Raw genomic sequence first — 23,017 nt, 5'->3', positions numbered from 1 at the left:
TTCGTAGAAGTTGCAGGGCATGCGCAAGAGCCGTGGGCCGCAGCGGGGGCGTCACCGATCTGCCTTTTGCGCTGAATAGCCTCGCTCAGGGTTTTCCCGCATCCCCGGGCAAGCCTCTCACGGACCGACAGACAACCCACAGAAAAGACCAGCCATGAAGACCTCCCAGATCACCCTCGCTGCCGCGCTCGCCCTGCTCGCCGTCGCTTCCTTGCCTGCCCAGGCCCAGCAGCGCACCCGCGAAGCCGTCGAGGCCGAAGCCATCGCCGCCGCCCACGCCAAGGACCAGAACGTCACCCGCGGCTCACGCGGTGCCGATCCGTTCACCTCCACGGCCGACCCCGAGGCCGTGTACAAGCAGGCCGTCGACACCGCCCACGCGCCCAACCAGAACGTGACGCGCGGTTCGCGCGGCCCGGACCCGTTCACCTCCAGCCGCGACCCGGAGCAGGTCTACCGCGAAGCCATGGCCACCGCCGCCGCGCCCGACCAGAACGTGACCAGCGGCTCGCGCGTCAACAGCAAGGTCATCTCGACCATGCAGAACCCGGTGCTGCAGTCGGCACAGGGCAAGTAAGCGCTTCGCCGGAAGACTCCGCCGCTACGCGTTATGTGCGCGGCGCGCGGGTTCGGCCTGGTGCAGGAATCCGGTGAAGGTGTCCGGCGGCGACGAACCGGTCAGCCGGGTCAGGATCCGGCCGACCTCGCCCCGGTGATAGCCCGCGTGCGTCGCCACGTGGGCCAGCATCTCCTCGCGCGACATCCGGCCCGCTGCGCCGTCGGTGAAGCTGAAGTCGATGCGCTCCTCGAGCTCGCGCGGGCCCAGGCGTGCGACGTAGTCGATGTACCAGCGGTCGGTTTCCCGCACCGCCTCGGCCAGCGTCTCCAGTGGCGGCGGCTCGGGTGCGCCCGTCGCGGCGTGGCCATGCGGCAGCCGCTGCACGTTGGCGACGAAGATCCGGTCGACGATGCAGGCGTGGTTGAACACCCGTGCGGCCGTGCGGTATTCGTCGGCAGGCCCGCTGGCCGCAAGATCGACCAGGCCCGCCAGCAGGCCTTCGTCAGCCCAGGCCTTGTAGCTGAACAGCGAAGCCAGAAGCGTCTGCGTACTCATCACAATCTCCCCTCGGCAGTTGAACGTTGAACGCACGCCTTTGCGTGCGCTCCCATTCTTGAGTGGAGCCTCGAACTTGGGTACTCGCATTCCCCCACAGCGCAGGACCATGCGCAAAGCGCCCCGGCAGCAGCGTTCGCGCGTCACGGTGGACGCGATCGTCGAGGCCGCAACTCGCGTTCTGGCGCGCCGCGGATGGGCGCGCTTCACCACCAACGAGATCGCGGCGGTGGCGGGCGTCAGCGTCGGCTCGCTCTACCAGTACTTCCCGGACAAGCTGGCCATCGCCGAGGCGATACGCCAGCGCCACCTCGACGAGGTGCTCGCGGCGCTGGGCCGTTGCGACGAAGAGGGCGATCCCGCGGCCACGTTCCCGCGCCGCGTGGAGCGCTTCGTCGATGGCGTCATCGCGGCCCATTCGGTCGATCAGGCCCTGCATCGCGTGCTCGTCGACGAAGTGCCGCTGGCCGCGCGTTCGAGCTATCCCGAGTTCGAGGCGGAATACCAGCGGCGTTACCGCGCCCTGGTCGCGGAAAGCCGAGAGCCGGCAGAAAGAGAAAGCGCCGACGCCGACATCGCCGCCCGCATGCTCTCGTCGGCGGTCGAGGGGGCCGTCCACTCGGCGGCGCGTCGCGGCGACCTGGATGCTCCCGCGATGCGGTCCGAGCTCGTCAGGCTGGTCCTGGCCTACCTGAGCGACCGCCGGCGCACGGACTGAACTCCATCGGCATTCGGGTTGCCCGCGTGGACACTGCCCCCGCACCCTGACCACAATGCCCCCGCCCCGTGCCTTTGCGGGTGCTGAAAGGTCATCGCAATGAAAAAAATGCTCGTGCCGGCTTGCCTGGCCCTGGCTCAGATGATGGTCGTGCAGGTGGCGTCCGCCCAGTCCTCGGGCGAAGCGGATCCCTCCCAGGGCAAGGCCCGGCCCACCGCGCCCACCACCAAGGCGGAGCGCGCCGAGGCTCGCAAGGAACGCCGCACCGAAGGCGCCGCCGCGGCGCGCGGACCACAGATGCAGGAGGGTGAGGTCCGGGCGACGACCGCGCCCCGGATGTCGAGGGAAGAACGCCGCGCCGCGACGGCCAAGCGCCGGGCGGCCAATCGGGAGGCGATGAAGGCAGGCCAGCTGTCGCGCGGCGGCAGCAACGACGCCCCCGAGAAGCAGAAGAAACCCTGAAGCCGAGCGGCGCGCCGTGCCGGCGCTGACCGGGTTGGAACAGGCCTGAGCTTCAGGCCAGGGCCCTGGCCGAGCGCATCTGCAGCAGGGCCAGCATCCGGGCTTCCTCCGCGTCGCGCAGGCTCTTGGCGGCGCGGCTCGCGGCGTACGTCACGTAGAGCGTCTCGATCGCCTTGGCCCAGCACTGGACCGTCTGGTACGGGCTGCTGGCGCTCCCGGGGATCGCGGGCACGGCGTACCCGGCCTTGCGCAGGATGTTGGCTTTGTGTTCAGTGCTCAGCATGGCGTGCTCCCCGGTTCGATGGTGGGAGCGCCTCAAGCCCCCGGGTTCGATGATGGGAGCACATTAACTGCGATGCGCCATGTTCGCTATTAGCTACATGACGTATCCAGATGTAGGAGAAGACAACCTGGGCTAAGCCGTAAGGCTTAGCCGGCGTTGCCCGCCTGCCACACGAGTGTGGCGGCGGTGAGATCTTCGAGTGCACTGCCGACGGCCTTGAATACGGTTCGTTCGGCGTCGTTCGAGCGGCCCGGGCGCTCCCCGCGGCACAGCGCGGCCAGCGTGCCGCGCACTTCCTCCTGGCGCAGCGTTCCGGCGGCCATCGCGTCCAGCAGGTCGCCGGCCTTCTGGAGCGCCTCGTCGGTGTCGACCCAGGTCAGGGCGCCGTCGAAGCACCTCGCGTCGGCTTCGCGCATCGCGGGGGTGAAGCTGCCGATCAGGTCGAGGTGCGAGCCCGGAGCCAGCCACTCGCCGCGCACGAGGGGCGAGGTGGCCAGCGTCGCGCAGCTCACGATGTCGGCCTGCCGCACCGCGGCTTCGAGGTCTGGTGCCGCGCGCGCGTTCCAGCCTTCGGCGCGCCACTGCGCGGCCAGCGCTTGCGCGCCTTCGGGCCGGTGGTTCCATACCCACAGTTCGTCGATGGGCCGCACGCTCGCATGCGCGGCCGGCAGCATGCGCGCGATGCGGCCGGTGCCCAGCACCAGCAGCCGGCGAGCGCCGGACCGCGCCAGGAACGACGCACCCAGCGCCGAGGCGGCGGCCGTGCGCCGGGCGGTGATCTCGTTGCCGTCCATCATCGCCAGCGGCACGCCGGTGCGCGCATCGTAGAGCACATAGGTCGCGTGCAGGCCGGGCAGGCCGTGCTCGCTGTTGGCCGGGAAGATGTTGATCGTCTTGATACCCAGGAAGCCGGCGTCGCTCCACGCCGGCATGATGAGCACGGTGCCCTTGCGCGTGCCGCCGTCGCCGTTGCCCGCCTCGGTCTCGATCGTGTGCACGTGGCGCGGCGGCACCTGCGCCCCGGCGGCGAAGGCCGCGCGCAGCGCAGGAACCAGCCGGTCGAAGGACAGTGGCGCGCGGGTGGCGGCCTCGTCGAAATGCCTCATGGCCGTCGTCTCATTGCTGCAGCGGATGGAGTGCCGACTCGAAGAACTCGGTCAGCGCCTTGCGGTAGGCCGAGCCGTAGCGCAGGGCCGTCATCGGCTCGAGATGCGCGGCGCTCGGCACCTCGATCAGCCGCTTGGGCTCGCGCGCGTCGGCCAGCAGTCGCCTGGAGTGCGAGATCGGGATCACCTGGTCCGCCGTGCCGTGGATCAGCAGCAGCGGAATCGGCGATATGGCCGCCACGTACTTCGATGCCGCGTAGTCGTCGTTCACCAGCAGGCCTGCGCCGCTGAGTTTCTCGTTGGCGATCGCCGAATAGGAATAGAAGGTCGACTCGATGGCTGCGGCCTTCACGCCCGCGCGGTTGCCCGAGCCCACCACCGCGATCGCGTTGGTGCCTCCCAGGCTCTGGCCGAAGACGAAAAGCCGCTCGGGGTCGACGTCCTTGCGCGAGCGCACGTAGTTCAGCGCCGCGTTGGAGTCCTCGAACACGCCCTTGGGCTCGGGCTTGCCTTCCGACTGGCCGTAGCCGCGGTAATCGAACACGAACACGTTGTAGTCCCGCTTGGGCAGCCAGGCCACGAAGCGCCAGTGCGTGCTCATGTTCTGCGCGTTGCCGTGGAAATGCACCACCGTGCCCTTGGCTTCCCTCGGGTCCTGGCGGTTCTCCGCGGGCAGGAACCAGCCGCTCAGGCGCGTGCCGTCGGCGCTGGTGAACTGCACGTTCTCGTAGCGCATGCCCAGCGCCTCGGGCGTCTCGTAGCGAACGCTGTCGGGGTAATAGAACAACGACTGCACGCAGCCACCCAGCAAGAGCGGCAAGGCGCAAATCGCCAGCCTTCCGAACCAGCGACGCATCGCGCCGCCCTTCATGCGGGCTTCCCGCCGGCGACAGCCGCGCGGCTTTCCGCAAGCATGTTGCAGAACAGCGCCCCCTGCTCGATGGCATCGTCGAGCGCCACGTGCGTGTGCGGCAGCCCGGCGTCGAACCAGCGGCGCGGCATGGCGCGCTTGGTGCTGTCGCGGTAGTCGAGCTTCAGCATCGCCATCGCGAACGACTTCACGTCGAGTGCCGAGTGGCTGAACGGGCTCTCGCCCGCGAAGCGCATCAGGTACCAGTAGACGAAGAGAAAGTCGAAGCCCGCCGGGTACGCGACGAACACCGGCCGCGCATTCAGGCCCTTGAGCCAGCTCACGTAGTTCTTCATGGCGTGGGCCGGGTCCTGCAGATCGGCGCGGCACGCGGCCCAGGCCTCGGGCTGGGTCTTCCACCATGCGGCGGTCTTGGGGTCGGCCTGAGCGCCGGGCAGCGTGTGCAGGTTGGCGCTGAAGGTGGAGACGAGTTGCTTGTCGGCCGTGTAGGCGGCCGAGCCGAAGCTGAGCATCGAGTTCGGGCCCGGGATGGGGCCGTCGGATTCGACGTCGGTGCTTATGTAGATTTCTGGCATGTGTTGTTCTTATTGGATGGAGCGCAAGAACGAGGCTGCACGCCGCAGTTGAAAGACGTGCATGTCGCGCCACTTGCCTGTCGAGTTCTCGATCAGCGCGATCTCGATGCAGGCCGCATGCACAGCTCCCGATGCGGCCAGGCGCGCTCGGAGTTCGTCCGCCGCCGCATCTGCATCGAGCGCCTTGCCGTGCGCCACAGACAGATGCGGAACGACGCTGTCGTGCTCGCCACCGTACGGCGGAAATTCGGGAAACGCTTCCACGAGCGCCAGCGTCATCTCGATGAATGGTGCCGCCGGCTCAGGTGCGAGATACGCGGTTTCCGGAAAACGCCCGACCTTGTTCAGTGCGAAGGAGAACGATGGTGTTCGGCTCAGGGCCTGTCGGGCACGCTCCAGGACTTCCGGCGTGATGCGCGCCGGGTCCATGAATGGAACGAGCACCGTGATGTGTGCGGGCACGCCAAGGGCCGAGGTGGCGTCGTAGAGCCGGCGCAGGTCGCCCACCATGGGCTCGGCGGCGGGAACCTTCACGGCGAATGCGGAGATGGCCATGGCGGCGGAGGATAGCTCAGGCGTTGGCGATCCGGCCCCATTCCAGGCCGTGCTTGGCGAGGTACTTGCGAAGCCGGTCGGCGTCGTTCACCACGCTGCGTTGCGCGCGCGAAGCCTGGAAGAGCTGGCGACCCGCGTCCGACAGGCTGCGCGACTGACGGCAGACGCGCACCACCGCCTCGAGCTGCAGGCGGTCGAACAGGTCGAGCGCTGCGCTGCGTTCCTCGCCGAGCAGGGCATCGAGATCCACGCCTTCGGTTGTGGGCGGCGCGGTGCCCGCGTGCTTCCACAGCCAACGCAGCCGCGCGATCTCGGCTTCCACCAGCGCGACCGGGATGCGCCCGCCGTCGGCCAGCGTGGACAGCCGCGTCACGCTGGCCGAGAGGTCGCGGAAGTTGCCGCTCCAGATCGCCTCGCCGCTTTGCGCGAAGCGCAGGTACGCGGCGCGCGCCTCGGCGTTGAAGCGCACGACGCGGTTGTTCTCGGCGGCATGGAGGGCCAGCAGATGGTCGACGTTGGGTTCGATGTCCTCCGGCCGCTTCGCGAGGCCGGGCAGGTCGTAGGTCCAGAGGTTGATGCGCGCGAAGAGGTCTTCGCGGAAGCGGCCCTCGGCGACGTCGCTGCGCAGGTCGCGGTTGGTGCCGGCGATCAGCTGGAAGTCGCTTTCCACCTCCTTGTCGGCGCCCACGGGGAAGAAGCGTTTCTCCTCGATGGCCTTCAGCAGCATCGCCTGCTCGTCGAGGCCGAGCTCGCCGATCTCGTCGAGGAAGAGTGCGCCCTGGTGCGCGGTGCGCAGCAGGCCCGCGCGGTCGGCGGCGGCTCCGGTGAATGAGCCCTTCTTGTGGCCGAAGAGCGTGGAGGCCGCGCCGTCGCCGCGCAGCGTCGCGCAGTTCACTTCGACGAACGGGCCCGTCATCTGGTGGCGCGACTGCTTCAGCTCGAACATGCGCCGTGCCAGGAACGACTTGCCCGCGCCCGTCGGCCCCACCAGCAGGATGGGCGCGCGCGAGCGCACGGCGACGCGCTCGATCTCGTCGATCAGCGCGTTGAAGCGCGCGTTGCGCGTGGCGATGCCGCTCTTGAGGAAGGCGACCGCGTCGCGCTGCTCCGCGTCGAAGCGACGCGCGATCACGTCGTAGCGCGAGAGGTCGAGGTCGATCAGCGTGCACTTGCCGGCCTCGCCCTCGCGCTGCTTCTTCGGCGGCGATGTCTGCGCGAGCACGCCGGGCACCACGCGCGATTCGGACAGCAGGAACATGCAGATCTGCGCCACGTGCGTGCCGGTGGTGATGTGCGTCCAGTACTGCTCGCGCTCGGTATCGAAGCTGTAGCCGCGCGCCCAGTCGTAAAGGCGCGTGTAGACCTCGCCGAAGTCCCACGGGTCGGCGAGGTCGAGCGGCACGAGGTTGACCGTGGTCTCGGGCGACACGGTGGCGATGTCGGCCTTCACCACCTCGGCCAGCGCCTTGTGCCGTAGCGTGTAGAGCAGCTCCATGCGCGAGACGACCATGTCCTCGTGCTGCGCGAGCGAGACGGTGGGCCGCCACTTGTTCCAGCGGCCCGCGCCCTGGCCGGCGTCGAGCTGGGTGCCGAGGAAGCCGATGACGACGATGGGTTTCTTCTTCATTTGGATAAATGGCTATCCAAAATTATATGAAATGATCAATTGAGAAAGCTGGGTAAGAGGCGATTGATCGCGTCGTATTGGAAAAAACTCAATCAAATCAATAGCTTGGAAAGATCAATCACCAGAAGGCTGAACGCTGGCACACCCGTTGCAATAAGGATCGCAACTCAAGAAAACAACCGACAAAAAAGAACCGAACAAGGAGAAGTCGCATGGCCAACCTTCAACTCTTTCAGACGCTGCGCGGTGCCCTGCAACCCGCTGCCGATGCCCGCAACGAAGCCGGCGGCGCCGCCTATGCGCTGTCCCCCAAGCATCGTCTGGCGCAGCTCGCTGCCACCGGCTGCCTGAACAACACGTTCCACGCACAGGCCCAGGACCAACTGGACGCCGTGCTGGCCCTCGCCCGCGAGATCGATCCAGTGTTCGTGGCGAAGACCGCCGTGTATGCCCGCCGCGCAGGCCACATGAAGGATATGCCGGCGCTGCTGGCCGCCACGCTGGCGGTGCGCGACGTGTCGCTGCTCGCCAAGGTGTTCGGCCGCGTGGTCGACAACGGCAAGATGCTGCGCAACTTCGTGCAGATGCTGCGATCCGGCGCGGTGGGCCGCAAGTCCCTGGGTACGCGTCCGAAGAAGCTGGTGCAGCAATGGCTGCTCGAGGCGACCGAGGCTCAGCTGCTGAACGCTGCCGTGGGCAACACGCCGTCGCTGGCCGATGTGGTGAAGATGGTTCACCCCAAGCCCGTCGAAGCCTGGCGCGCCGCATGGTTCGCATGGCTGATCGATCGTCCGTATGCGCTGGAGGCGCTGCCTCCGGTGACGCAGGCCTTCGAGCGCTTCAAGCGTGACCGTGCGCAAGAGGTTCCGGATGTGCCGTTCCAGATGCTGACCGCACTGGAGCTGGACAAGCATGCGTGGGCGCAGATTGCGCAGCGCGGTTCGTGGCAGATGGTGCGTCAGAACCTGAACACCTTCGCCCGCCACGGCGTGTTCGCACTGCCCGGCCTTGCCGAAGCAGTGGCTGCCAAGCTGCGCGATCCGCAGGCGGTGGCCAAGGCTCGTGTATTGCCGTACCAGCTGATGGCGGCCTGGAAGGCTGCCGGTGCCGATGTGCCGCACGTGGTGAAGGAAGCGCTGCAGGACGCGATGGAACTCGCGCTGGCCAACGTGCCGGAGTTCGAGGGCCGCGTGGTGGTGTGTCCGGACGTGTCGGGCTCGATGAGCTCGTCGGTGACGGGGCACCGCGGTTCGGCGACCTCGACTGTGCGATGCATCGACGTGGCTGCGCTGGTGGCTGCCGCCATGCTGCGCCGCAATGCCGATGCGCGCGTGCTGCCCTTCGAGACGAAGGTGGTTTCGCTGCAACTGAATCCTCGCGATTCGGTGATGACCAACGCGGCCAAGCTGGCGGCGGTAGGCGGCGGCGGTACCTCGTGCAGCGCGCCGCTGGCATTGCTGAACCGCGAGAAGGCGCAAGCCGACCTGGTGGTGCTGGTATCGGACAACGAGTCGTGGGCAGACCCCGCACGCGGCCGCGGTACCGCCACCATGCAGGAATGGGCGGCGTTCAAGAAGCGCAACCCGAAGGCGCGGATGGTGTGCATCGACATCCAGCCTTATGCGACGACCCAGGCGCAGGAGCGCGACGATGTGCTGAACATCGGCGGCTTCAGCGACGAAGTGTTCAAGCTGCTGGCGGTGTATGCCGCGGGTGGCCTGGGCGCCGACCACTGGGTGGGTGTGATCGAGGAAACCTCGATCTGAAGGACAGGAGAGTGCCGCGGGCTCGGCTCGTGGTACTCCTCCCACGAATTGATAGATGTCGTCGTCCGGCGAATGCAGATGTGAGTACATCCAACCATGTTCTCCTCACATCGAACGTTAGTCGCCGGACGGGGACGCCAAGTTGAAGTGCGAATGCAGGCAGGACTACATCTGGACGCCCGGGGGTCGAGCCCCGACACCAGTTCACTGGTGGGCATGTCTTGCCATCCTTGTCGCACTGTTTTTTGCAGCGAATGCTGGCGGAACTACAGACTCTTAATCTCGTGGTCGCGGGTTCGACTCCCGTCGGTCGGAAGACCGTAGCTCAGTGGTCAGAGCACGCCGTTTCGTCGATTCTTGTCGCTGCTTTTTTTTGTTTTGGGGTGAATGCAGGCGGGCTTACAGGTAAGAGCGTCATGGTCTTGGCCATGAAGGTCCCGGGTCCGAGTCCCGGTCTGCCCAGGCAGATAGCTCAGTTCAGAACCCGCCGCTCCTGGTCACCTCTTTTTTGTTTTCGGGCACGCAGGCACAGAAGGGAGCGCCACTGCCAAAAATGTTGATGTTGCCGGCAGTCCGGGTAGCACCGGATGCGGCGGGCAAGTTGGTCGACGAGCAAGGTTGAGGATGCAGGTGCTGGCTCCGATGACGGGTCTGTCACTGGCGCGCGTTTCCAATCGTCGACTGGGCCGCTGGATTCAAGCACCGCGGTCGCCGTATTGATGCGGGTTCGAATCCCGCCGTGTCCACCAGCCGTTCGTGAAGAATGGACAGACAGGTACAGAGAGAAGGAAAGAGAAATATGGAACAGATCGAGAACTACAACCTGCACGAAGTCGCCAACGGCGTTCCCGTGAAGATGTGGACCCGCGGCGTGCCCGTGGAAGACGAGGCGCAGAAGCAGCTCGAGAACGCGGCGCGCCTGCCCATCGTCTTCAAGCACATCGCGGCCATGCCCGACGTGCACTACGGCATCGGTGCGACGGTGGGGTCGGTGATACCGACCTTCAAGGCCATCATCCCGGCCGCGGTGGGCGTGGACATCGGCTGCGGAATGATGGCGTGCAAGACCACGCTGCATGCCAACGACCTGCCCGACAACCTGGGGCCGCTGCGCTCTGCGATCGAGAAGGCCGTGCCGCATGGATCCAACCCCAAGCGCATGGGCCGCGACAAGGGCTCGTGGGAGACGCCTCCCAACGAGACCGACGTGGCCTGGGCCGGGCTGGTGGACGAGTTCGACGCGATCTGCGAAGACTACCCGCGCCTGAAGAACACCAACAACCACAAGCACCTGGGAACGCTGGGTACGGGCAACCACTTCATCGAGGTGTGCCTGGACGAGGCGGGATCGGTGTGGTTCATGCTGCACTCGGGTTCGCGCGGCGTGGGCAACGCCATCGGCACGCACTTCATCGAACTCGCGAAGAAGGACGCCGAGCAGCACCAGCGCAACCTGCCCGACCAGGACCTGGCGTACTTCGAGGAGGGCGCCAAGTACTTCGGCGACTACGTGCGCGCGGTGGGCTGGGCCCAGAAGTTCGCGCGAGCGAACCGCGAAGTGATGATGCAGCGCGTGGTCGCGGCCGCGCGCAAGGTCATCACCAAGCCTTTCGAGGCGCACGTGGAAGCGGTGAACTGCCATCACAACTACGTGAGCCGCGAGACGCACTTCGGCGAAGACGTGCTCGTGACCCGCAAGGGTGCGGTGAGCGCCAAGGCCGGCGAGCTGGGGATCATCCCGGGGAGCATGGGGGCCAAGAGCTACATCGTGCGTGGAAAGGGAAACCCCGAGAGCTTCATGAGCTGCAGCCACGGCGCCGGTCGAAAGATGAGCCGTACCAAGGCCAAGAAGCTCTACACGGTGGCCGATCAGATCGCCGCGACGGAAGGCGTGGAATGCCGGAAGGACGCCGACGTGATCGACGAGATCCCGATGGCCTACAAGGACATCGACGCGGTGATGGATGCGCAGAAGGACCTGGTGGAGGTGGTCTACACGCTCAAGCAGGTCGTATGCGTGAAGGGATGAAGGCGAGGCCGGTGCACGGCCTTGTGGCGGGGATGCCGTAGAAGCGAAGGGCTCGGGCCCTCCTTCGCGGCAACTCGCGCATTGGAAAGGTCCGAGAGATGAAGAAGAGCAACAAGCAACGGCGCGCTGAGATCAAGACGCGTCGCCTCGAGCGCGCCGCCGCATCGGCCGCACGTCTGCGAGAGAAAGATGTCCGTCTGCCGCAGACCGACTACGCGTTCGCCCTCGGCTGCGAGCCGGCGGATCGGTCTGTTCTCGAGCGATACAACAACACCTATGGCGTGCTGCCCGCCTTCTACGAGGACCGCCCCTTCACCTGCCGCGATTGCGGCGCTGAGGAAGTGTGGACGGCCAAGCAGCAGAAGTGGTGGTACGAGGTCGTGCACGGGCATATCGATAGCCGCGCCGCACGATGCCTCGAGTGCCGGCGCGCACGCCGCGAGCGACTGCGCAACGCGCCGCCGGGCGCGAACCTGCTGCGCGAGCAGACGGATCGCCTTCGTGCGCTGGGCGATGCAAAACCGACCGCGAGCGCCGTCGCCGAGGTCGAGGCCGCGCTTGAAAGCAAGTGGTGGAGCCTGCGCGTCGTGGCGATCTAGACCATGGCGCGATGGGGCGGCGAAGCGAACCTCGCGAAGCTGCATGAGCTGATGGCGGCCCGCCCAGAAGGCGGTCGCCGATACTTTGCCTGGGAGCGCGTTGCCGCCGATGCGGCGAGGCGTGCGCTGATGAACACGGAGCGATGGCCTTGACGACGATGATGAAACTGACTTTCCTGGGGACCTCTTCCGGCACCCCCACGCGCCATCGCAACGTCTCCGGACTTGCCGTGCAGACGGTGCTCGGCGCCGACTGGTTCCTGGTCGACTGCGGCGAGGGTACGCAGCATCGCGTGCTGCAGACGCCGCTCTCTCTGAACGACCTGGCCGCCGTGTGCATCACGCATGTGCACGGCGACCATTGCTATGGGCTGCCGGGGCTGCTCGCGAGCGCAGGCATGGGCAAGCGGACGAAGCCGCTGAAGCTGATCGCGCCGCTGCCGGTGTGGCAGTGGTTCGAGGCCACGCGCATGCTGACGGACCTGCATCTGCCCTACGAAGTCGAGCATGTGGATGTCGAGGCGCAGCAACTGGTGTACGAGGCGCCCGGCGTGCGCATCGAGCGCCACGCGCTGCTGCATCGCGTGCCCAGCCATGCGTACCGCGTGCAGGCCCAAACGCGGCGCGTGCGGCTGAAGGCGGATGCGCTGCGTGCCGTCGGCCTTCCGCCCGGCCCTGCGTGGCGTGCATTGCAGAGCGGTGAGGACGTGCCCTTCAACGGCGAGTTGCTGCGCAGCGCTGATTTCGTCGACACGCAGGTCGACACTGCCAGCGTGCTTGTCGGCGGCGACAACGCCGAACCTTCGTTGCTGCGAGATGCCTGCCAGGGAGTGCAGTTGCTGGTGCATGAAGCCACCTTCACGCAGGACGCGCTCGACAAGGTCGGGCCCGGCCCGATGCACAGCTCGGCACGCCTGCTGGCCGAGTTCGCGCAGTCGGTCGAGGTACCGAACCTGATCCTCACGCACTTCAGCGCGCGCCACCAGAACGAGGAGGGCATGGCGGCGCTGATGGCCGAGACGCAGGCGCACTACCGCGGCCATGCGTTCCTGGCCAGCGACCTGGATGTCTACGAGCTCGACAGTGCCGGCGAAGTGGCCGTCACGCGAGCCCGATGAGAAGAGAGAAACAAGAAAGAAAAAGAAGGAAGAACCGAAGATGAGTACCGAAGAAGAATTCCTGCGCTCCGCCCATCCGATCGAACCCGCCATGCGCGCGCAGATCATGGAGGCGCTGAGCGACATCGAGGCGAAGCACGACGTGACCGTGCTCTTCGCCTGCGAATCCGGCAGCCGCGGCTGGGGCTTCGCCTCGCCCGACAGCGACTACGACGTGCGCTTCATCTACGTGAACCGCCCGCCGTGGTACCTCACGGTGATGCCGCGCCGGGACGTGATCGAGGTGCCGATCAGCGGCGACCTCGACATCAACGGCTGGGACCTGCGCAAGGCCCTGGGCCTCATGCGCGAGTCGAATCCGACGCTGCTCGAATGGCTGCGCTCGCCCGTCGTGTACCGCGACGACGCGGCGGCGATGCCACGCTTTCGCGAACTGTCGGAGGCGGTGTTCTCCAACGCACGCGCCTGGCATCACTACGCCTCGATGGCGAAGAAGAACTTCCGCGAGCACCTGCAGGCCGACGAGGTTCGCTACAAGAAGTACCTCTACGTGCTGCGTCCGCTGCTGGCCGCGCGCTGGATCCGCACGCAGCCCGGCGTGCCGCCGATGCGCTTCGCCGACCTCGCTCAGCGCACGCTCGACCCGGTCCGCGACGCCGCGCTGATCGCCGAGATCAACGCACTGCTCGAAGTGAAGATGCGCGCCGGCGAGGCCGCGACCAGCCCGCGCTGGAGCGGCATCCATGCGTTCATCGAAGCCGAGCTGGCGGCCAACGCGGTGGAGTCGGTGGCGCCACTGCCGCGTGCCGAGGAGGCAGGACTCGATGACTTCCTGCACGAGACCGTGCTGCGTTTCGAGCAGCGGAAGAAGCAGGAGGAGGCACCGCATGGTTGAACTCGACGGTTCCCAGGGCGAGGGCGGCGGCCAGATCCTGCGCACCAGCCTCGCGCTGTCGATGGTCACGGGCCAGCCGATGGCCATCGAGAAGATCCGCGCCGGTCGCGCCAAGCCGGGCCTGATGCGACAGCACCTCGCCTGCGTGAACGCGGCCGCTGCCATCAGCGGCGCGCAAGTCGATGGCGCCGAGCTCGGTTCGCAGTCGCTGCGTTTCGCGCCCGGCCCGGTGCGCGCTGGCGAGTACCGCTTCGCGATTTCTGGCGCGGGCAGCTGCATGCTTGTGCTGCAGACGGTGCTTCCGCCTCTGCTGCTCGCCGGTTCGCAGAGCCGCGTGCACCTGAGCGGCGGCACGCACAACCCGATGGCGCCGCCGTTCCATTTCCTGGAGCGTGCGTTTGCCCCGCTGGTGCGCCGACTGGGTGCGGACCTGCAACTGACGCTGCGCCGCTGCGGCTTTTATCCGGCCGGCGGTGGGGAGGTCGAGGCGGTCATCGTGCCCGCAGCCGGTGCGCTGCGGCCCTTCGACCTGATGGCGCGCGGTGCGCACCAGTCGAACTACGCCGAATGCCTGGCGCCCGGCATCCCGCGCCATGTGCCGACGCGCGAGCTCGAAACGCTGGGCGGCGCGATGGGCTGGTCGGGCGAGCAGCTGCGCTTCGGCTCGGTGCGCCAGAACGAAGGTCCGGGCAATGCGCTGCTTGCCACGCTGGCCTACGAGCACGTGACCGAGGTTTTCACCGCCTTCGGCGAGAAGTCGCTGAGCGCCGAGCAGGTCGCGCACGGGCTGGTGAAGGAGCTGCGCTCGTTCCAGAAGAGCGAGGCGGCCGTGGGCCCGCACCTGGCGGACCAACTGGCGCTGCTGCTGGCGCTCGCGGCGTGGCAGGGCAAGAAGGAATGCGCCTTCACCTGCAGCGAGGTGACCGAGCACACGCGCACCAACTGCGCGGTGATCGAGCGCTTCCTGCCGGTACGCTTCGCGATCGCCGAGAGCCGCCAGGCCTGCACGGTGCAGGTCGCGCCGGCCTGAGGCGGGTGCACGGCCGGTGTCTGCGGCTGGCGGAAAACTGCTTTCCGTTTTCCGCCATTGAACTGCGGGCGAGCCGGCGTATCGTGGTGGCCCGGCACGGGCCGGGGGGCGGACGGATTCGTCCAGGCAGACATCTATCGGAGACACCGGAGACAGGGCACCAGGCCATGACCACACCCTCGTTCATCTACACCAGCGCACCCCAGCGGGTGGTTTTCGGCGCAGGTTCGCTGCAGCACCTGGCCCGCGAGATCGATGCGCTCGGCGCGCGCCGGGCGTTGGTGCTCTCGACGCCCGAGCAGCGCCCGCAGGCCGAGCGCGTGGCCGACATGCTCGGCGCCCATGCGGCGGGGGTGTTCGACCGCGCCGTGATGCACGTGCCCATCGAGACCGCACGCGAGGCGAGGGAGGTGGCCGGCAAGCTCGGCGCCGACTGCGCCGTCGCCATCGGAGGCGGCTCCACCACCGGGCTGGGCAAGGCCATCGCGCTCGATTCGGGCCTGCCGATCCTTGCCATCCCGACCACCTACGCGGGCTCCGAGATGACGCCGATCTACGGCATCACCGAAGCCGGCATGAAGAAGACGGGCAAGGACTTCCGGGTGCTGCCGCGCACCGTGATCTACGACCCCGAGCTCTCGCTCGGGCTGCCCGTGGGCATGAGCGTGACCAGCGGCATCAACGCCATCGCGCACGCGGCCGAAGGACTCTATGCGGTCGACTCGAACCCGATCATGGACCTGATGGCGCAGGAGGGCATCGCCGCGCTGGGCCGCGCGCTGCCGGCCATCCGCGCCACGCCCAAGGACCCGGCCGCCCGCAGCGACGCGCTCTACGGCGCATGGCTGTGCGGCACGGTGCTGGGCAATGTCGGCATGGCGCTTCACCACAAGCTGTGCCACACGCTGGGCGGCAGCTTCAACCTGCCGCATGCCGAGACGCACACCATCGTGCTGCCGCATGCGCTGGCCTACAACGACGCGGCGGCGCCCGAAGCCATGGCGAAGATCGTGAAGGCGCTGGCTGGAAGCGGCAGCGCCGCGCAGGCCGTGTACGACCTGGCCCGCGACAACAGCGCGCCGGTCGCGCTGCGCGACATCGGCATGAAGGAGGCCGATCTCGACCTGGCCTGCGAGTACGCGCTCAAGAACCAGTACCCCAACCCGCGCCCGCTGGAGCGCGCGGCGATCCGCGCGCTTCTGCAGAACGCCTGGGAAGGCGTGCGGCCCTGAGCCCGCGCGTCAGGGGCGTGCCGTGCTCGGCAGGCTGGCCTGCCGCGTGAACGAGACGCTGGGCTTCCTGTAGGCCGCGGGCACTTCGTCGCGGTAGAAGGCGCGGCGGTCCAGGCTCTGCAGCGGGTTGTTGGCAGCGGCCACGGCTTGCTCGCGCACGGTGGCGCGGTCGAGCGTGGAACTGAAGGCCACGGCGCCTTCGGCGGCGGCGTCCGAATAGCGGTTGCCTTCGCGCGTCGCGGCCACGGCTTCGGCCTTCACGTCGCTGCGGCTGGCGGAAGAGGTGAGGGGCTGCACGCCTTCATAGGCTTCGGCGTGGGCGCCGGCCGCGCCCAGCATGGCGAAGGCTGCGGCGAGGGCGGATGCGGCGATGCGTTGCTTGTTGTTCATTGCGAGATTCCTTTCGAGTGGTTCGGGCCGATCAGAGCGGCAGTGCGTCGCCACGGGCGGCAGCGCGGGCAGCGGCACGCACGGCGGCGCGGTCGACGGTGCTGGCCACCATCGGGGCCACGCCCGACGAAGCGGCTTCGGCGTAGGGGTTGTCGGCACGCGCTGCGGCGACGGCTTCGGCGCGCACGGCGGCGCGGCTGGTCGACGAGGCGATCACCGGGGCGGGGCCGGCGCTGGCGCCGTCGGCATAGGGGTTGTCGGTGCGCGCGGCGGCCACGGCTTGGACATGCACGTCGGCGCGGCTGGCGGCGGAGGTGATCGGATGCACGCCTTCATAGGTTTCGGCGTGGACCGCGCCCGCTGCGCCGAGCATGGCGAATGCGATGGCGGAGAGAGCGGCGATGCGTTGCTTGGTGTTCATGATGCGAGTCCCTTTGCTGACTGTGTGGGCGGCGGACATTCGTCGTTGCCACGGGATGCAGTGTGAAACCGCATCGTGGTTCGCGATGTGCGTTTGCGCACCGCTTTCGCCAACTGGCAGCTAGAGGGAGGCCGTTGTCGCCGCAGTCGCGGTCGCCGTCACCTGCGGCGCGTACAGCACCGCCAGGGGCTCCGAGCGGCCCCGCACCTTCAGCACTTCGGCCTCGCCCATGGCGTGCGCCATGCCGGCCCGCTCGGCCGCGAAGAGCGACACCACGAGGCGCGAGGCGGCGGTCTTCGAATGGTCCTGCAGCCGGCTCGCGGTGTTGACCACCTCGCCGATGGCGGTGAAGGTGGTGGTCTCCAGGTAGCCCACTTCGCCCACCGCCGCACGGCCCGCGTGCAGGCCCATGCCGAACTCCAGCCGCTGGCCGAACTGCGCCTCGAAGCCTTCGCTCCACGCGTCCATGCGCTGGCCGATCAGCTCGGTCGCGCGCATCGCCTGCCTGCAGGCGGTGGGCAGGTCGCAGTCGAGGCCGAAGATCGCCATCACGCTGTCGCCGATGAACTGGTTGGGCACGCCGCCGCTTTCGCGCACGGCCGCGCCCACGGTGGCGAAGTAGCGGTCGAGCACGTAGGCCAGGTCGAAGGGCCACTGCCGCTCCGACAGGCCCGACCACCGCCGCAGGTCGACGAAGAGGATCGCCACGTCGCGCTCGCGCCCGAAGCTGCCCACCGGCGCGGGCCGGCCCTCGTTGGGCAGCGGCGCGAACAGCGGCGTGACCTCGATGTCGCCGCGCGGGCGCAACTGGCAGGCCAGCCGCACGTCGGCCGGCGCGCGCACCCTGTCGAGCGTGCGCCGCTCGTCGCGGCCCGGCTCGCCGATGTGCTCGGCAGGGCCGGCCACGCGCACGCGGCAGGTGGAGCAGCGCGCCCGTCCGCCGCAGATCGAGACGTGGTCGATGCCGTGGGAGCGGCTCGCCTCCAGCACGCTCCACCCGCGCGGAACCTGTACCGTGCGGCCGGGGTAGCGCAGCGCCACCTGCGGCTGGCGCGACCAGCGCGAGAAGCTGTTGCGGCCCCAGCGCGCCGCCAGCAGCGCGGCCAGCGCCAGGCCGTAGCCCCACTTGATCGCGTTCTCGGCGGTGCCCAGGGCCTTGGACTGCTCGGCCGTGGGCAGGGCGGCCGGCGGCACGCCGGTCCACTGGAACTCGCGCCCCATCGAAACGAAGCCCATCGCGGCGGACAGCGGCAGCACCACGGCCACCGCCAGCAGCAGGTGCGAGAAGCGCCGCCATGCCGGCTTGGCCCGCAGCGCGAAGTGCAGGCCCAGGCAGCCGTGGGTCCAGGCCGCAAGCAGCATCAGCAGCTGCGCGGCGGCGCCCTGCCAGTCCCACAGCCCCCAGACCACGCGTACGTACGAACCCTCGATGCCGTAGGCCTGGTAGGCGCCGCGCATGGCCGTGAGGTGAGTGGCCAGCAACAGCGGAAGCGCGAAACCCAGCGCCACGCGCAGGCCTTCGAGCGGGGGCATGCGCAGGGTGCGCCGCTCCCACAGGGCGACCACGGCCAGCGCGAGGTGCGTGGCGGCCGCGCCATAGAGCAGGGCGGTGCCCGCGATGGTGTGCCAGAAGGCCTGTACGCCGCGCAGCATGGTCTCGGCGGCGGCGAACGAATAGACGCCCAGCGAATGGTTCAGCAGGTGCAGCGTGACGTAGGCCATCAGCACCAGCCCGCTCGCCCAGCGCAGATTGCGCCGCGTGGGCGGTTTCAGCGAGAACGCGGCGGCGGGGGAGGCGTCGGAGGGGGCTTCAGGGGAACGTCTGGCCATGAACGGGTTCGAAGCGGCACCCGAGCATAATCCGCGCGCCCATCCCCGTTGACCACCGACCCCCGGCATGGCCAGACCCGAACCTACCCCCCGTTCCAGCCTTGCGCTTCGCCAGATCGCGTTGCTCGAAGGCCTTTCAGACCAGCGGCTGGACCTGCTGGCCCAGCAATGCCTGTGGCACAGCGTGGAGGCCGGCAAGCCCCTGCTGCTGCGCGCCGAGCAGCAGGGCGAGGTGTTCCTGCTGGTCTCGGGCCGGGTGAGGGTGACGACCTACTCGGCCAATGGCCGGCAGGTGACCTTCCGCGATTCCGAAGCCGGCGAGCACTTCGGAGACATTTCCGCCATCGACGGCGGCCCGCGCTCCGCCGACGTGGTCACGCTGGAGCCCAGCGTGGTCGCCAGCCTCGACCGGGCCTCCTTCATGGCCCTTCTGCGCGACGAGCCCCTGGTGGCCGGCCGGGTGATGCTGCGGCTGGCGACGCTGGTGCGGCAGCTGTCGGAGCGGGTGATCGACCTGAGCACCCTGGGCGTGCAGAACCGGCTGCATGCCGAGTTGCTGCGCCTGGCCCGCGCTGCCGGCGTCGAGGGCAACCAGGCCCGGCTCGACCCGGCGCCCAAGCACGCGGCGCTGGCCAGCCAGATCAGCACCAACCGCGAGCAGGTGACCCGCGAGCTCAACGCGCTGGCGCGCAGCGGCGTCCTGAGCAAGGACGACAAGGCCCTTCTGGTCGCCGACGTGGCCCGCCTGGAGCAGATGGTCTCCCAGGTACGCGGCGATTGAGGCTTTCCCTGAGGCTTCGCGCGCTTCGGGTCGCTGCGCCAGACCCCCTTCCGGGAGCAACACTGCGGCCCGGCAAAGCCGGTTGCGCGGTGTTCCACGAATGATTCGCCGGCTAGCTCAGTTCCAGCGGCCCTTGGTGCCGCCCAGCGAGAAGCGGCCGGCGCCCAGCAGCACCACGGTCAGCGCGCCGAACAGGTACAGGCCCTGCAGTTCCAGCGCCCAGCCGCCCTGCTTGGTCAGCGCGAAGAAGTCGGCCATGTGCACCAGGCCGAAGGCCACCAGCATGTTGATGACCACCACGCCTGCGGCGGCGCGGGTGTAGAGGCCCGCGATCATCAGCAGCGGCGCGACGATCTCGCCGACGTAGACCAGGTAGGCGATGCCGCCCGGCAGGCCGGCCTTGGCCAGCATGCCGGCGATGAAGCCCACGCCGGCCGAGAGCTTGAAGATGCCGTGCAGCAGCACCAGGAAGCCGACCGTTACGCGGATCAGCAGCTTGCCGGAATCGTCCAGCGAGGAGGGGGAGAGGGCGGACAGCGGCGACGCGATCGGCGCACGCGGGGTGTTGGCGGCGGTGGCCTGGGTGTTCATGGCAGATCCTTGCAGGGTGGAAACAGACGGTGGGCCCGCCGCGGGATGCGACGGTTGCGGTTCCAGTGTGCGGGGCTGCGAAAGGCGGGGATGTGCGTTTACGCACATGTTTCAAGCATTGGCTGCGGCGCGTTCCCTTTCGTGGAACGCGGCGCAACCGGTTTGCGGGGCCGAAGGTGTCGCCGCGGCCGAGGGCGGCAAAGCGGCGCGAATTGCGCGCAGCCTGGGGGCGAGCCTAGAACCTCCCGGTCCACTTGCGCTCGTATTCCATCTTCTGGAAGTGCGCCGCCATGAAGTCGATGAAGCTGCGCACCTTGGCCGACAGGTGTTTGCGGCTCGGGTAGGCCAGGTTGATGGTCAGGTGCGGCAGGTCCCAGTCGTCCAGCGTGGGCACCAGCCGGCCGGCCACGATGTCGTCGTAGACGATGTAGGTGGGCTGCACCAGGATGCCCATGCCGTCGAGCGCCGCCGCGCGCAGCACCTGCCCGTCGTTCGATTCGAGCAGGCCGGTGACCGACACCGTGTGCGTCTCGTTCCCGCGGCGAAAGCGCAGCTCGTTCGGGTTGTTGGCGTGGGTGTAGATCAGCAGCTTGTGCTGCTTCAGCTCTTGCAGCGTCTTCGGGAAGCCGTGCTGCGCGAAGTAGCGCGGCGAGGCGGCCAGGATGCGCCGCGTCTCGCCGAGCCGGCGGATGGTCACGTTCGAATCGGGCTCGAACTCGCGGGTGCGGATCGCCACGTCGATGTTGTTGTCGATCAGGTCGAAGTAGCGGTTGGCCGCCTCCACGTGCACCGTCACGCCGGGGTAGCGGTCGGTGTACTCGCGCAGCAGCGGCGCGATGTGGTGGATCGAGAACGACAGCGAGGCCGTCACGCGCAGCGTGCCCGTGGGGTTGAGCGCGGTGGCGTTCACCGCCGATTCGGCGTCCGAAAGGTCGGCCAGGATGGTGCGGGCGCGGCCGCAGAACTCGCGGCCGGTGTCGGTGAGGTAGAGCCGGCGCGTGTTGCGCTCGACCAGCCGCGCGCCCAGCCGTTCCTCGAGCGCGCTCAGGTGGCGGCTCGCGGCCGCGTTCGAGAGGCCCAGCGCCTCGGCGGCGCGGCTCAGGCTGCCGGCATCGGCGATCTGCACGAGCAGGGCGATTTCGGTCCAGCGGTCCATGGGCGTTCTTTGTCTCCGGGCTTGCCTGCCGTGCGCGGTTCTCGCCGGACCGATCGCGGGGCTGAACCGGGCCCCGGACGCCTGCGGGCGGGCAGGCTGGGGATTCTATGTGGCGCGCCCTGGGCGGGGCGCGCGCGGGTGCCAGGCGAAAGCCGGTTCCAGTCAGGTCCCGTTAGGCCGGAAGCTTTACAAAGGGAGGCAATGAATTCCTGGCCCTTCCTTCCCGGCGCCCGTCCGGAGCCCGCTCCCGCTCGGCATCTTTCCCTGAACGGCGCCGTCGTCATCGCGCTGCTGGCGCTGGTCGTGCTCTGGACGCTGCCCATGGCCGGCTTCTACGAGACCCCGCCCTGGGACAACGTCGAGGAGCTCTTCTGGGGCGGCAGCATGCAATGGGGCTACTACAAGCACCCGCCGCTGCCGAGCTGGCTGATGGGCCTGCCGGTCCTGCTGGCCGGCCGCCAGCCCTGGCTGACCTATGCAGCGGGCGTGGGCTGCGGCGTGGGCGCGCTCTACATCATGTGGCGCTGGTCGCTGGGCATGATGCCGCCGATGCGGGCGGCGCTGGCGGTGCTGCTCGGCTCGCTTGTGACGTACCACGTGCAGCGCGCCACCATCTTCAACCACAACACGGTGCAGCTGCTGCCCATGGCGGGCTACTGGTGGATGCTCTGGCGCGTGCTGCGCACGCCTTCGGCAGGCGGCCGCTTCGACTGGCTCTGGCTCGGCGTGTTCGCGGCGCTGTCGATGCTCACCAAGTACAGCGCCCTGGTGCAGTTCGCGGTGGGTGCGGGCTTCATCGCCTGGGAGGGCTCGTGGCGCGATGCGCGCGTGCGCCGCGACCTGCTGCGCGCTGCCGGCGTGGCGCTGCTGCTGATGGCGCCGCACCTTGCATGGCTGCTGCAGCACGGCGACCAGACCATCGGCTACGCGCGGCACTCGATGCACCCCTCGGGGCCGCTGCTCAAGCACGTGCATCCGCGGCCGCTTCGCATCCTGCTGGTGCAGGTCGCCCGGCTGTCGCCGATGCTTCTTTTCGTGGCCTGGGCCTGGTTCATGCGCGAAAGAGGCGCCGTGCAGGATCAGAAGACGGCACGCGACGGCTTCGACCGGCGCTTCCTCGCCTGGGCGACCTTCGGGCCGGTGTGCCTGGTGCTGGCGATGTCGGTGCTCTTCAACATGCGCCTCGTGGCTTCGTGGCTCAGCACCTTCTTCCTGCCGGTCGCCGTATGGGCGGTGATGGTGGTGCCGGGCCTGGAGGCCGAGCGCTGGACGCGCCGCCGATGGATCGGCACGCTCGTCGCGGCCGCCGTCCTGCACGTTGCCGGATCGTTCGGCCAGGCCTGGGTCGACGGCGTCTGGAGTGCGCGCCACGGCTACATCACGCGCGCCAACCTGCCTTCCGGCCGGATCGCCGAGGCCGTCCAGGCCGTATGGCGCGAGCGCGCGGGCGACCGCCCGCTGCGGCTCATGGTGGGCGACACCTGGTTCGCCGGCGCGGTGGTGCTGCACATGGACCCTGACGTGCAGTTGCTGATCGACGGCGACCCGCGCACCTCGCCATGGCTGCCGCCCGATGCACTGGCGCGCGAGGGCGGCATGGTGCTGATCCTCGACACGCCCGAATTCCGCTCCGAAGGCGCCCTGCTGGAGCCGCTGCTGGCCACCGCCAGCTGCACCGGCAGCCTGCGCATGCCCTGGGCGGGCGAGGACGACGAGCGCAGCGTTCGGGTGCGCTGGGGCATCCTGCCGGGCAGCGACGTGCGGGAAGAGCTGCGAAGCTGCCTGCCGCCGGCTTCGCCCTGACCCGGGCCCGGCGCCCGGCGACCTTTCCGCTGCACGGAAAAATCATTTGCACCGTGGCGCTTCAA

General features: G+C 68.5%; 24 protein-coding genes and 1 tRNA gene. 13 read left to right on the top strand and 12 right to left on the bottom strand.

All coding sequences use genetic code 11. The features are described from left to right. The first annotated feature begins 154 nt into the window (after positions 1-154). Entirely contained in the window at positions 155-577 is a 423-nt protein-coding gene (locus ACTJLF_RS04980) for a hypothetical protein (RefSeq protein ID WP_126184604.1), read from the top strand. 24 nt (positions 578-601) lie between these two features. Here the strand turns inward: ACTJLF_RS04980 and ACTJLF_RS04975 are convergent, their stop codons facing one another. Further along, a complete protein-coding gene (locus tag ACTJLF_RS04975; RefSeq protein ID WP_440882618.1) occupies positions 602-1,114 on the bottom strand; it encodes a DinB family protein in 513 nt (170 codons plus the stop codon). A 109-nt stretch (positions 1,115-1,223) separates the two neighbouring features. Here ACTJLF_RS04975 and ACTJLF_RS04970 point away from each other — a divergent pair, with 109 nt between their 5' ends. Together ACTJLF_RS04970 and ACTJLF_RS04965 are read left to right on the top strand one after the other, a co-directional pair. Further along, positions 1,224-1,832, top strand: coding sequence for a TetR/AcrR family transcriptional regulator (locus tag ACTJLF_RS04970; protein ID WP_019656166.1), 609 nt, complete (start codon positions 1,224-1,226; stop codon positions 1,830-1,832). A 99-nt stretch (positions 1,833-1,931) separates the two neighbouring features. Next, on the top strand, positions 1,932-2,294 hold the full coding sequence (locus tag ACTJLF_RS04965; RefSeq protein WP_186475912.1) for a hypothetical protein: 363 nt from the start codon (positions 1,932-1,934) through the stop codon (positions 2,292-2,294). A 52-nt stretch (positions 2,295-2,346) separates the two neighbouring features. Here ACTJLF_RS04965 and ACTJLF_RS04960 read toward each other — a convergent pair whose 3' ends face one another. The 6 genes from ACTJLF_RS04960 to rtcR all read right to left on the bottom strand — a co-directional run bounded on the left by ACTJLF_RS04960 (position 2,347) and on the right by rtcR (position 7,311). Continuing rightward, positions 2,347-2,577, bottom strand: a complete 231-nt coding sequence (locus ACTJLF_RS04960) for a hypothetical protein (protein WP_019656164.1) — start codon at positions 2,575-2,577, stop codon at positions 2,347-2,349. Positions 2,578-2,723: 146 nt separating this feature from the next. Continuing rightward, positions 2,724-3,683, bottom strand: a complete 960-nt coding sequence (locus tag ACTJLF_RS04955) for an ornithine cyclodeaminase family protein (RefSeq protein ID WP_440882617.1) — start codon at positions 3,681-3,683, stop codon at positions 2,724-2,726. Positions 3,684-3,693: 10 nt separating this feature from the next. Beyond that, positions 3,694-4,503, bottom strand: a complete 810-nt coding sequence (locus tag ACTJLF_RS04950; RefSeq protein ID WP_260310857.1) for an alpha/beta hydrolase — start codon at positions 4,501-4,503, stop codon at positions 3,694-3,696. Between the two features lie 47 nt (positions 4,504-4,550). Next, positions 4,551-5,129, bottom strand: a complete 579-nt coding sequence (locus ACTJLF_RS04945; RefSeq protein WP_019656161.1) for an exonuclease — start codon at positions 5,127-5,129, stop codon at positions 4,551-4,553. Between the two features lie 9 nt (positions 5,130-5,138). Beyond that, a complete protein-coding gene (locus ACTJLF_RS04940; RefSeq protein WP_440882616.1) occupies positions 5,139-5,663 on the bottom strand; it encodes a 2'-5' RNA ligase family protein in 525 nt (174 codons plus the stop codon). A 37-nt stretch (positions 5,664-5,700) separates the two neighbouring features. Then, the gene (gene rtcR, locus ACTJLF_RS04935; RefSeq protein ID WP_440882615.1) at positions 5,701-7,311 is read right to left on the bottom strand and encodes an RNA repair transcriptional activator RtcR; all 1,611 of its coding nucleotides are present in this window, start codon (positions 7,309-7,311) and stop codon (positions 5,701-5,703) included. 212 nt (positions 7,312-7,523) lie between these two features. Between rtcR and ACTJLF_RS04930 the strand changes: the two genes are divergently transcribed. The 8 genes from ACTJLF_RS04930 (at position 7,524) to ACTJLF_RS04895 (ending at position 15,980) form a co-directional block, all read left to right on the top strand. Continuing rightward, entirely contained in the window at positions 7,524-9,077 is a 1,554-nt protein-coding gene (locus ACTJLF_RS04930; RefSeq protein ID WP_354425703.1) for a vWA domain-containing protein, read from the top strand. 320 nt (positions 9,078-9,397) lie between these two features. Further along, positions 9,398-9,539 (top strand) — tRNA-OTHER (locus ACTJLF_RS04925). A 337-nt stretch (positions 9,540-9,876) separates the two neighbouring features. Further along, positions 9,877-11,106 (top strand): RtcB family protein, encoded by a 1,230-nt coding sequence (locus ACTJLF_RS04920; protein ID WP_126184596.1) that lies wholly within the window; start codon positions 9,877-9,879, stop codon positions 11,104-11,106. Positions 11,107-11,204: 98 nt separating this feature from the next. Further along, the gene (locus tag ACTJLF_RS04915; RefSeq protein ID WP_440882614.1) at positions 11,205-11,705 is read left to right on the top strand and encodes a zinc-ribbon domain containing protein; all 501 of its coding nucleotides are present in this window, start codon (positions 11,205-11,207) and stop codon (positions 11,703-11,705) included. A 158-nt stretch (positions 11,706-11,863) separates the two neighbouring features. After that, positions 11,864-12,823, top strand: a complete 960-nt coding sequence (locus ACTJLF_RS04910; RefSeq protein WP_440882613.1) for a ribonuclease Z — start codon at positions 11,864-11,866, stop codon at positions 12,821-12,823. Between the two features lie 40 nt (positions 12,824-12,863). Next, complete coding sequence (locus ACTJLF_RS04905) at positions 12,864-13,718, top strand: nucleotidyltransferase domain-containing protein (RefSeq protein WP_440882612.1); 855 nt, start codon at positions 12,864-12,866, stop codon at positions 13,716-13,718. Then, positions 13,711-14,748: an RNA 3'-terminal phosphate cyclase gene (gene rtcA, locus ACTJLF_RS04900; protein WP_440882611.1), complete on the top strand. Its 1,038-nt coding sequence runs from the start codon at positions 13,711-13,713 to the stop codon at positions 14,746-14,748. Before ACTJLF_RS04905 ends, rtcA begins: the two co-directional genes overlap by 8 nt. A gap of 167 nt (positions 14,749-14,915) precedes the next feature. Beyond that, positions 14,916-15,980 (top strand): maleylacetate reductase, encoded by a 1,065-nt coding sequence (locus tag ACTJLF_RS04895; protein WP_440882610.1) that lies wholly within the window; start codon positions 14,916-14,918, stop codon positions 15,978-15,980. 9 nt (positions 15,981-15,989) lie between these two features. Here ACTJLF_RS04895 and ACTJLF_RS04890 read toward each other — a convergent pair whose 3' ends face one another. The 3 genes from ACTJLF_RS04890 to ACTJLF_RS04880 all read right to left on the bottom strand — a co-directional run bounded on the left by ACTJLF_RS04890 (position 15,990) and on the right by ACTJLF_RS04880 (position 18,621). Continuing rightward, entirely contained in the window at positions 15,990-16,370 is a 381-nt protein-coding gene (locus ACTJLF_RS04890; protein ID WP_019656151.1) for a hypothetical protein, read from the bottom strand. Positions 16,371-16,401: 31 nt separating this feature from the next. Next, the gene (locus ACTJLF_RS04885) at positions 16,402-16,791 is read right to left on the bottom strand and encodes a hypothetical protein (RefSeq protein ID WP_019656150.1); all 390 of its coding nucleotides are present in this window, start codon (positions 16,789-16,791) and stop codon (positions 16,402-16,404) included. Between the two features lie 120 nt (positions 16,792-16,911). Then, positions 16,912-18,621 carry an adenylate/guanylate cyclase domain-containing protein gene (locus ACTJLF_RS04880; RefSeq protein WP_440882609.1) on the bottom strand — a complete coding sequence of 570 codons (1,710 nt, stop codon included), beginning with the start codon at positions 18,619-18,621 and terminating at the stop codon, positions 16,912-16,914. 67 nt (positions 18,622-18,688) lie between these two features. Between ACTJLF_RS04880 and ACTJLF_RS04875 the strand changes: the two genes are divergently transcribed. Then, positions 18,689-19,402, top strand: coding sequence for a Crp/Fnr family transcriptional regulator (locus ACTJLF_RS04875; RefSeq protein WP_019656148.1), 714 nt, complete (start codon positions 18,689-18,691; stop codon positions 19,400-19,402). Positions 19,403-19,519: 117 nt separating this feature from the next. On the opposite strand, the gene ACTJLF_RS04870 is transcribed toward ACTJLF_RS04875, so the two are convergent. Both ACTJLF_RS04870 and ACTJLF_RS04865 read right to left on the bottom strand, forming a co-directional pair. Further along, the gene (locus ACTJLF_RS04870) at positions 19,520-19,993 is read right to left on the bottom strand and encodes a DoxX family protein (protein ID WP_019656147.1); all 474 of its coding nucleotides are present in this window, start codon (positions 19,991-19,993) and stop codon (positions 19,520-19,522) included. 235 nt (positions 19,994-20,228) lie between these two features. Further along, positions 20,229-21,149 carry a LysR family transcriptional regulator gene (locus ACTJLF_RS04865; protein ID WP_440882608.1) on the bottom strand — a complete coding sequence of 307 codons (921 nt, stop codon included), beginning with the start codon at positions 21,147-21,149 and terminating at the stop codon, positions 20,229-20,231. A gap of 201 nt (positions 21,150-21,350) precedes the next feature. On the opposite strand from ACTJLF_RS04865, the gene ACTJLF_RS04860 reads away from it, so the two are divergent. Beyond that, positions 21,351-22,952, top strand: a complete 1,602-nt coding sequence (locus tag ACTJLF_RS04860) for an ArnT family glycosyltransferase (protein WP_440882607.1) — start codon at positions 21,351-21,353, stop codon at positions 22,950-22,952. Positions 22,953-23,017 lie beyond the last annotated feature (65 nt).

Origin of the sequence: Variovorax sp. 22077, assembly GCF_052044195.1 — a bacterium.
GTDB classification, from domain to species: domain Bacteria; phylum Pseudomonadota; class Gammaproteobacteria; order Burkholderiales; family Burkholderiaceae_C; genus Variovorax; species Variovorax atrisoli.
The sequence above is the reverse complement of the archived record's forward strand: the minus strand, read 5'-3'. Positions and strand labels throughout refer to the sequence as shown.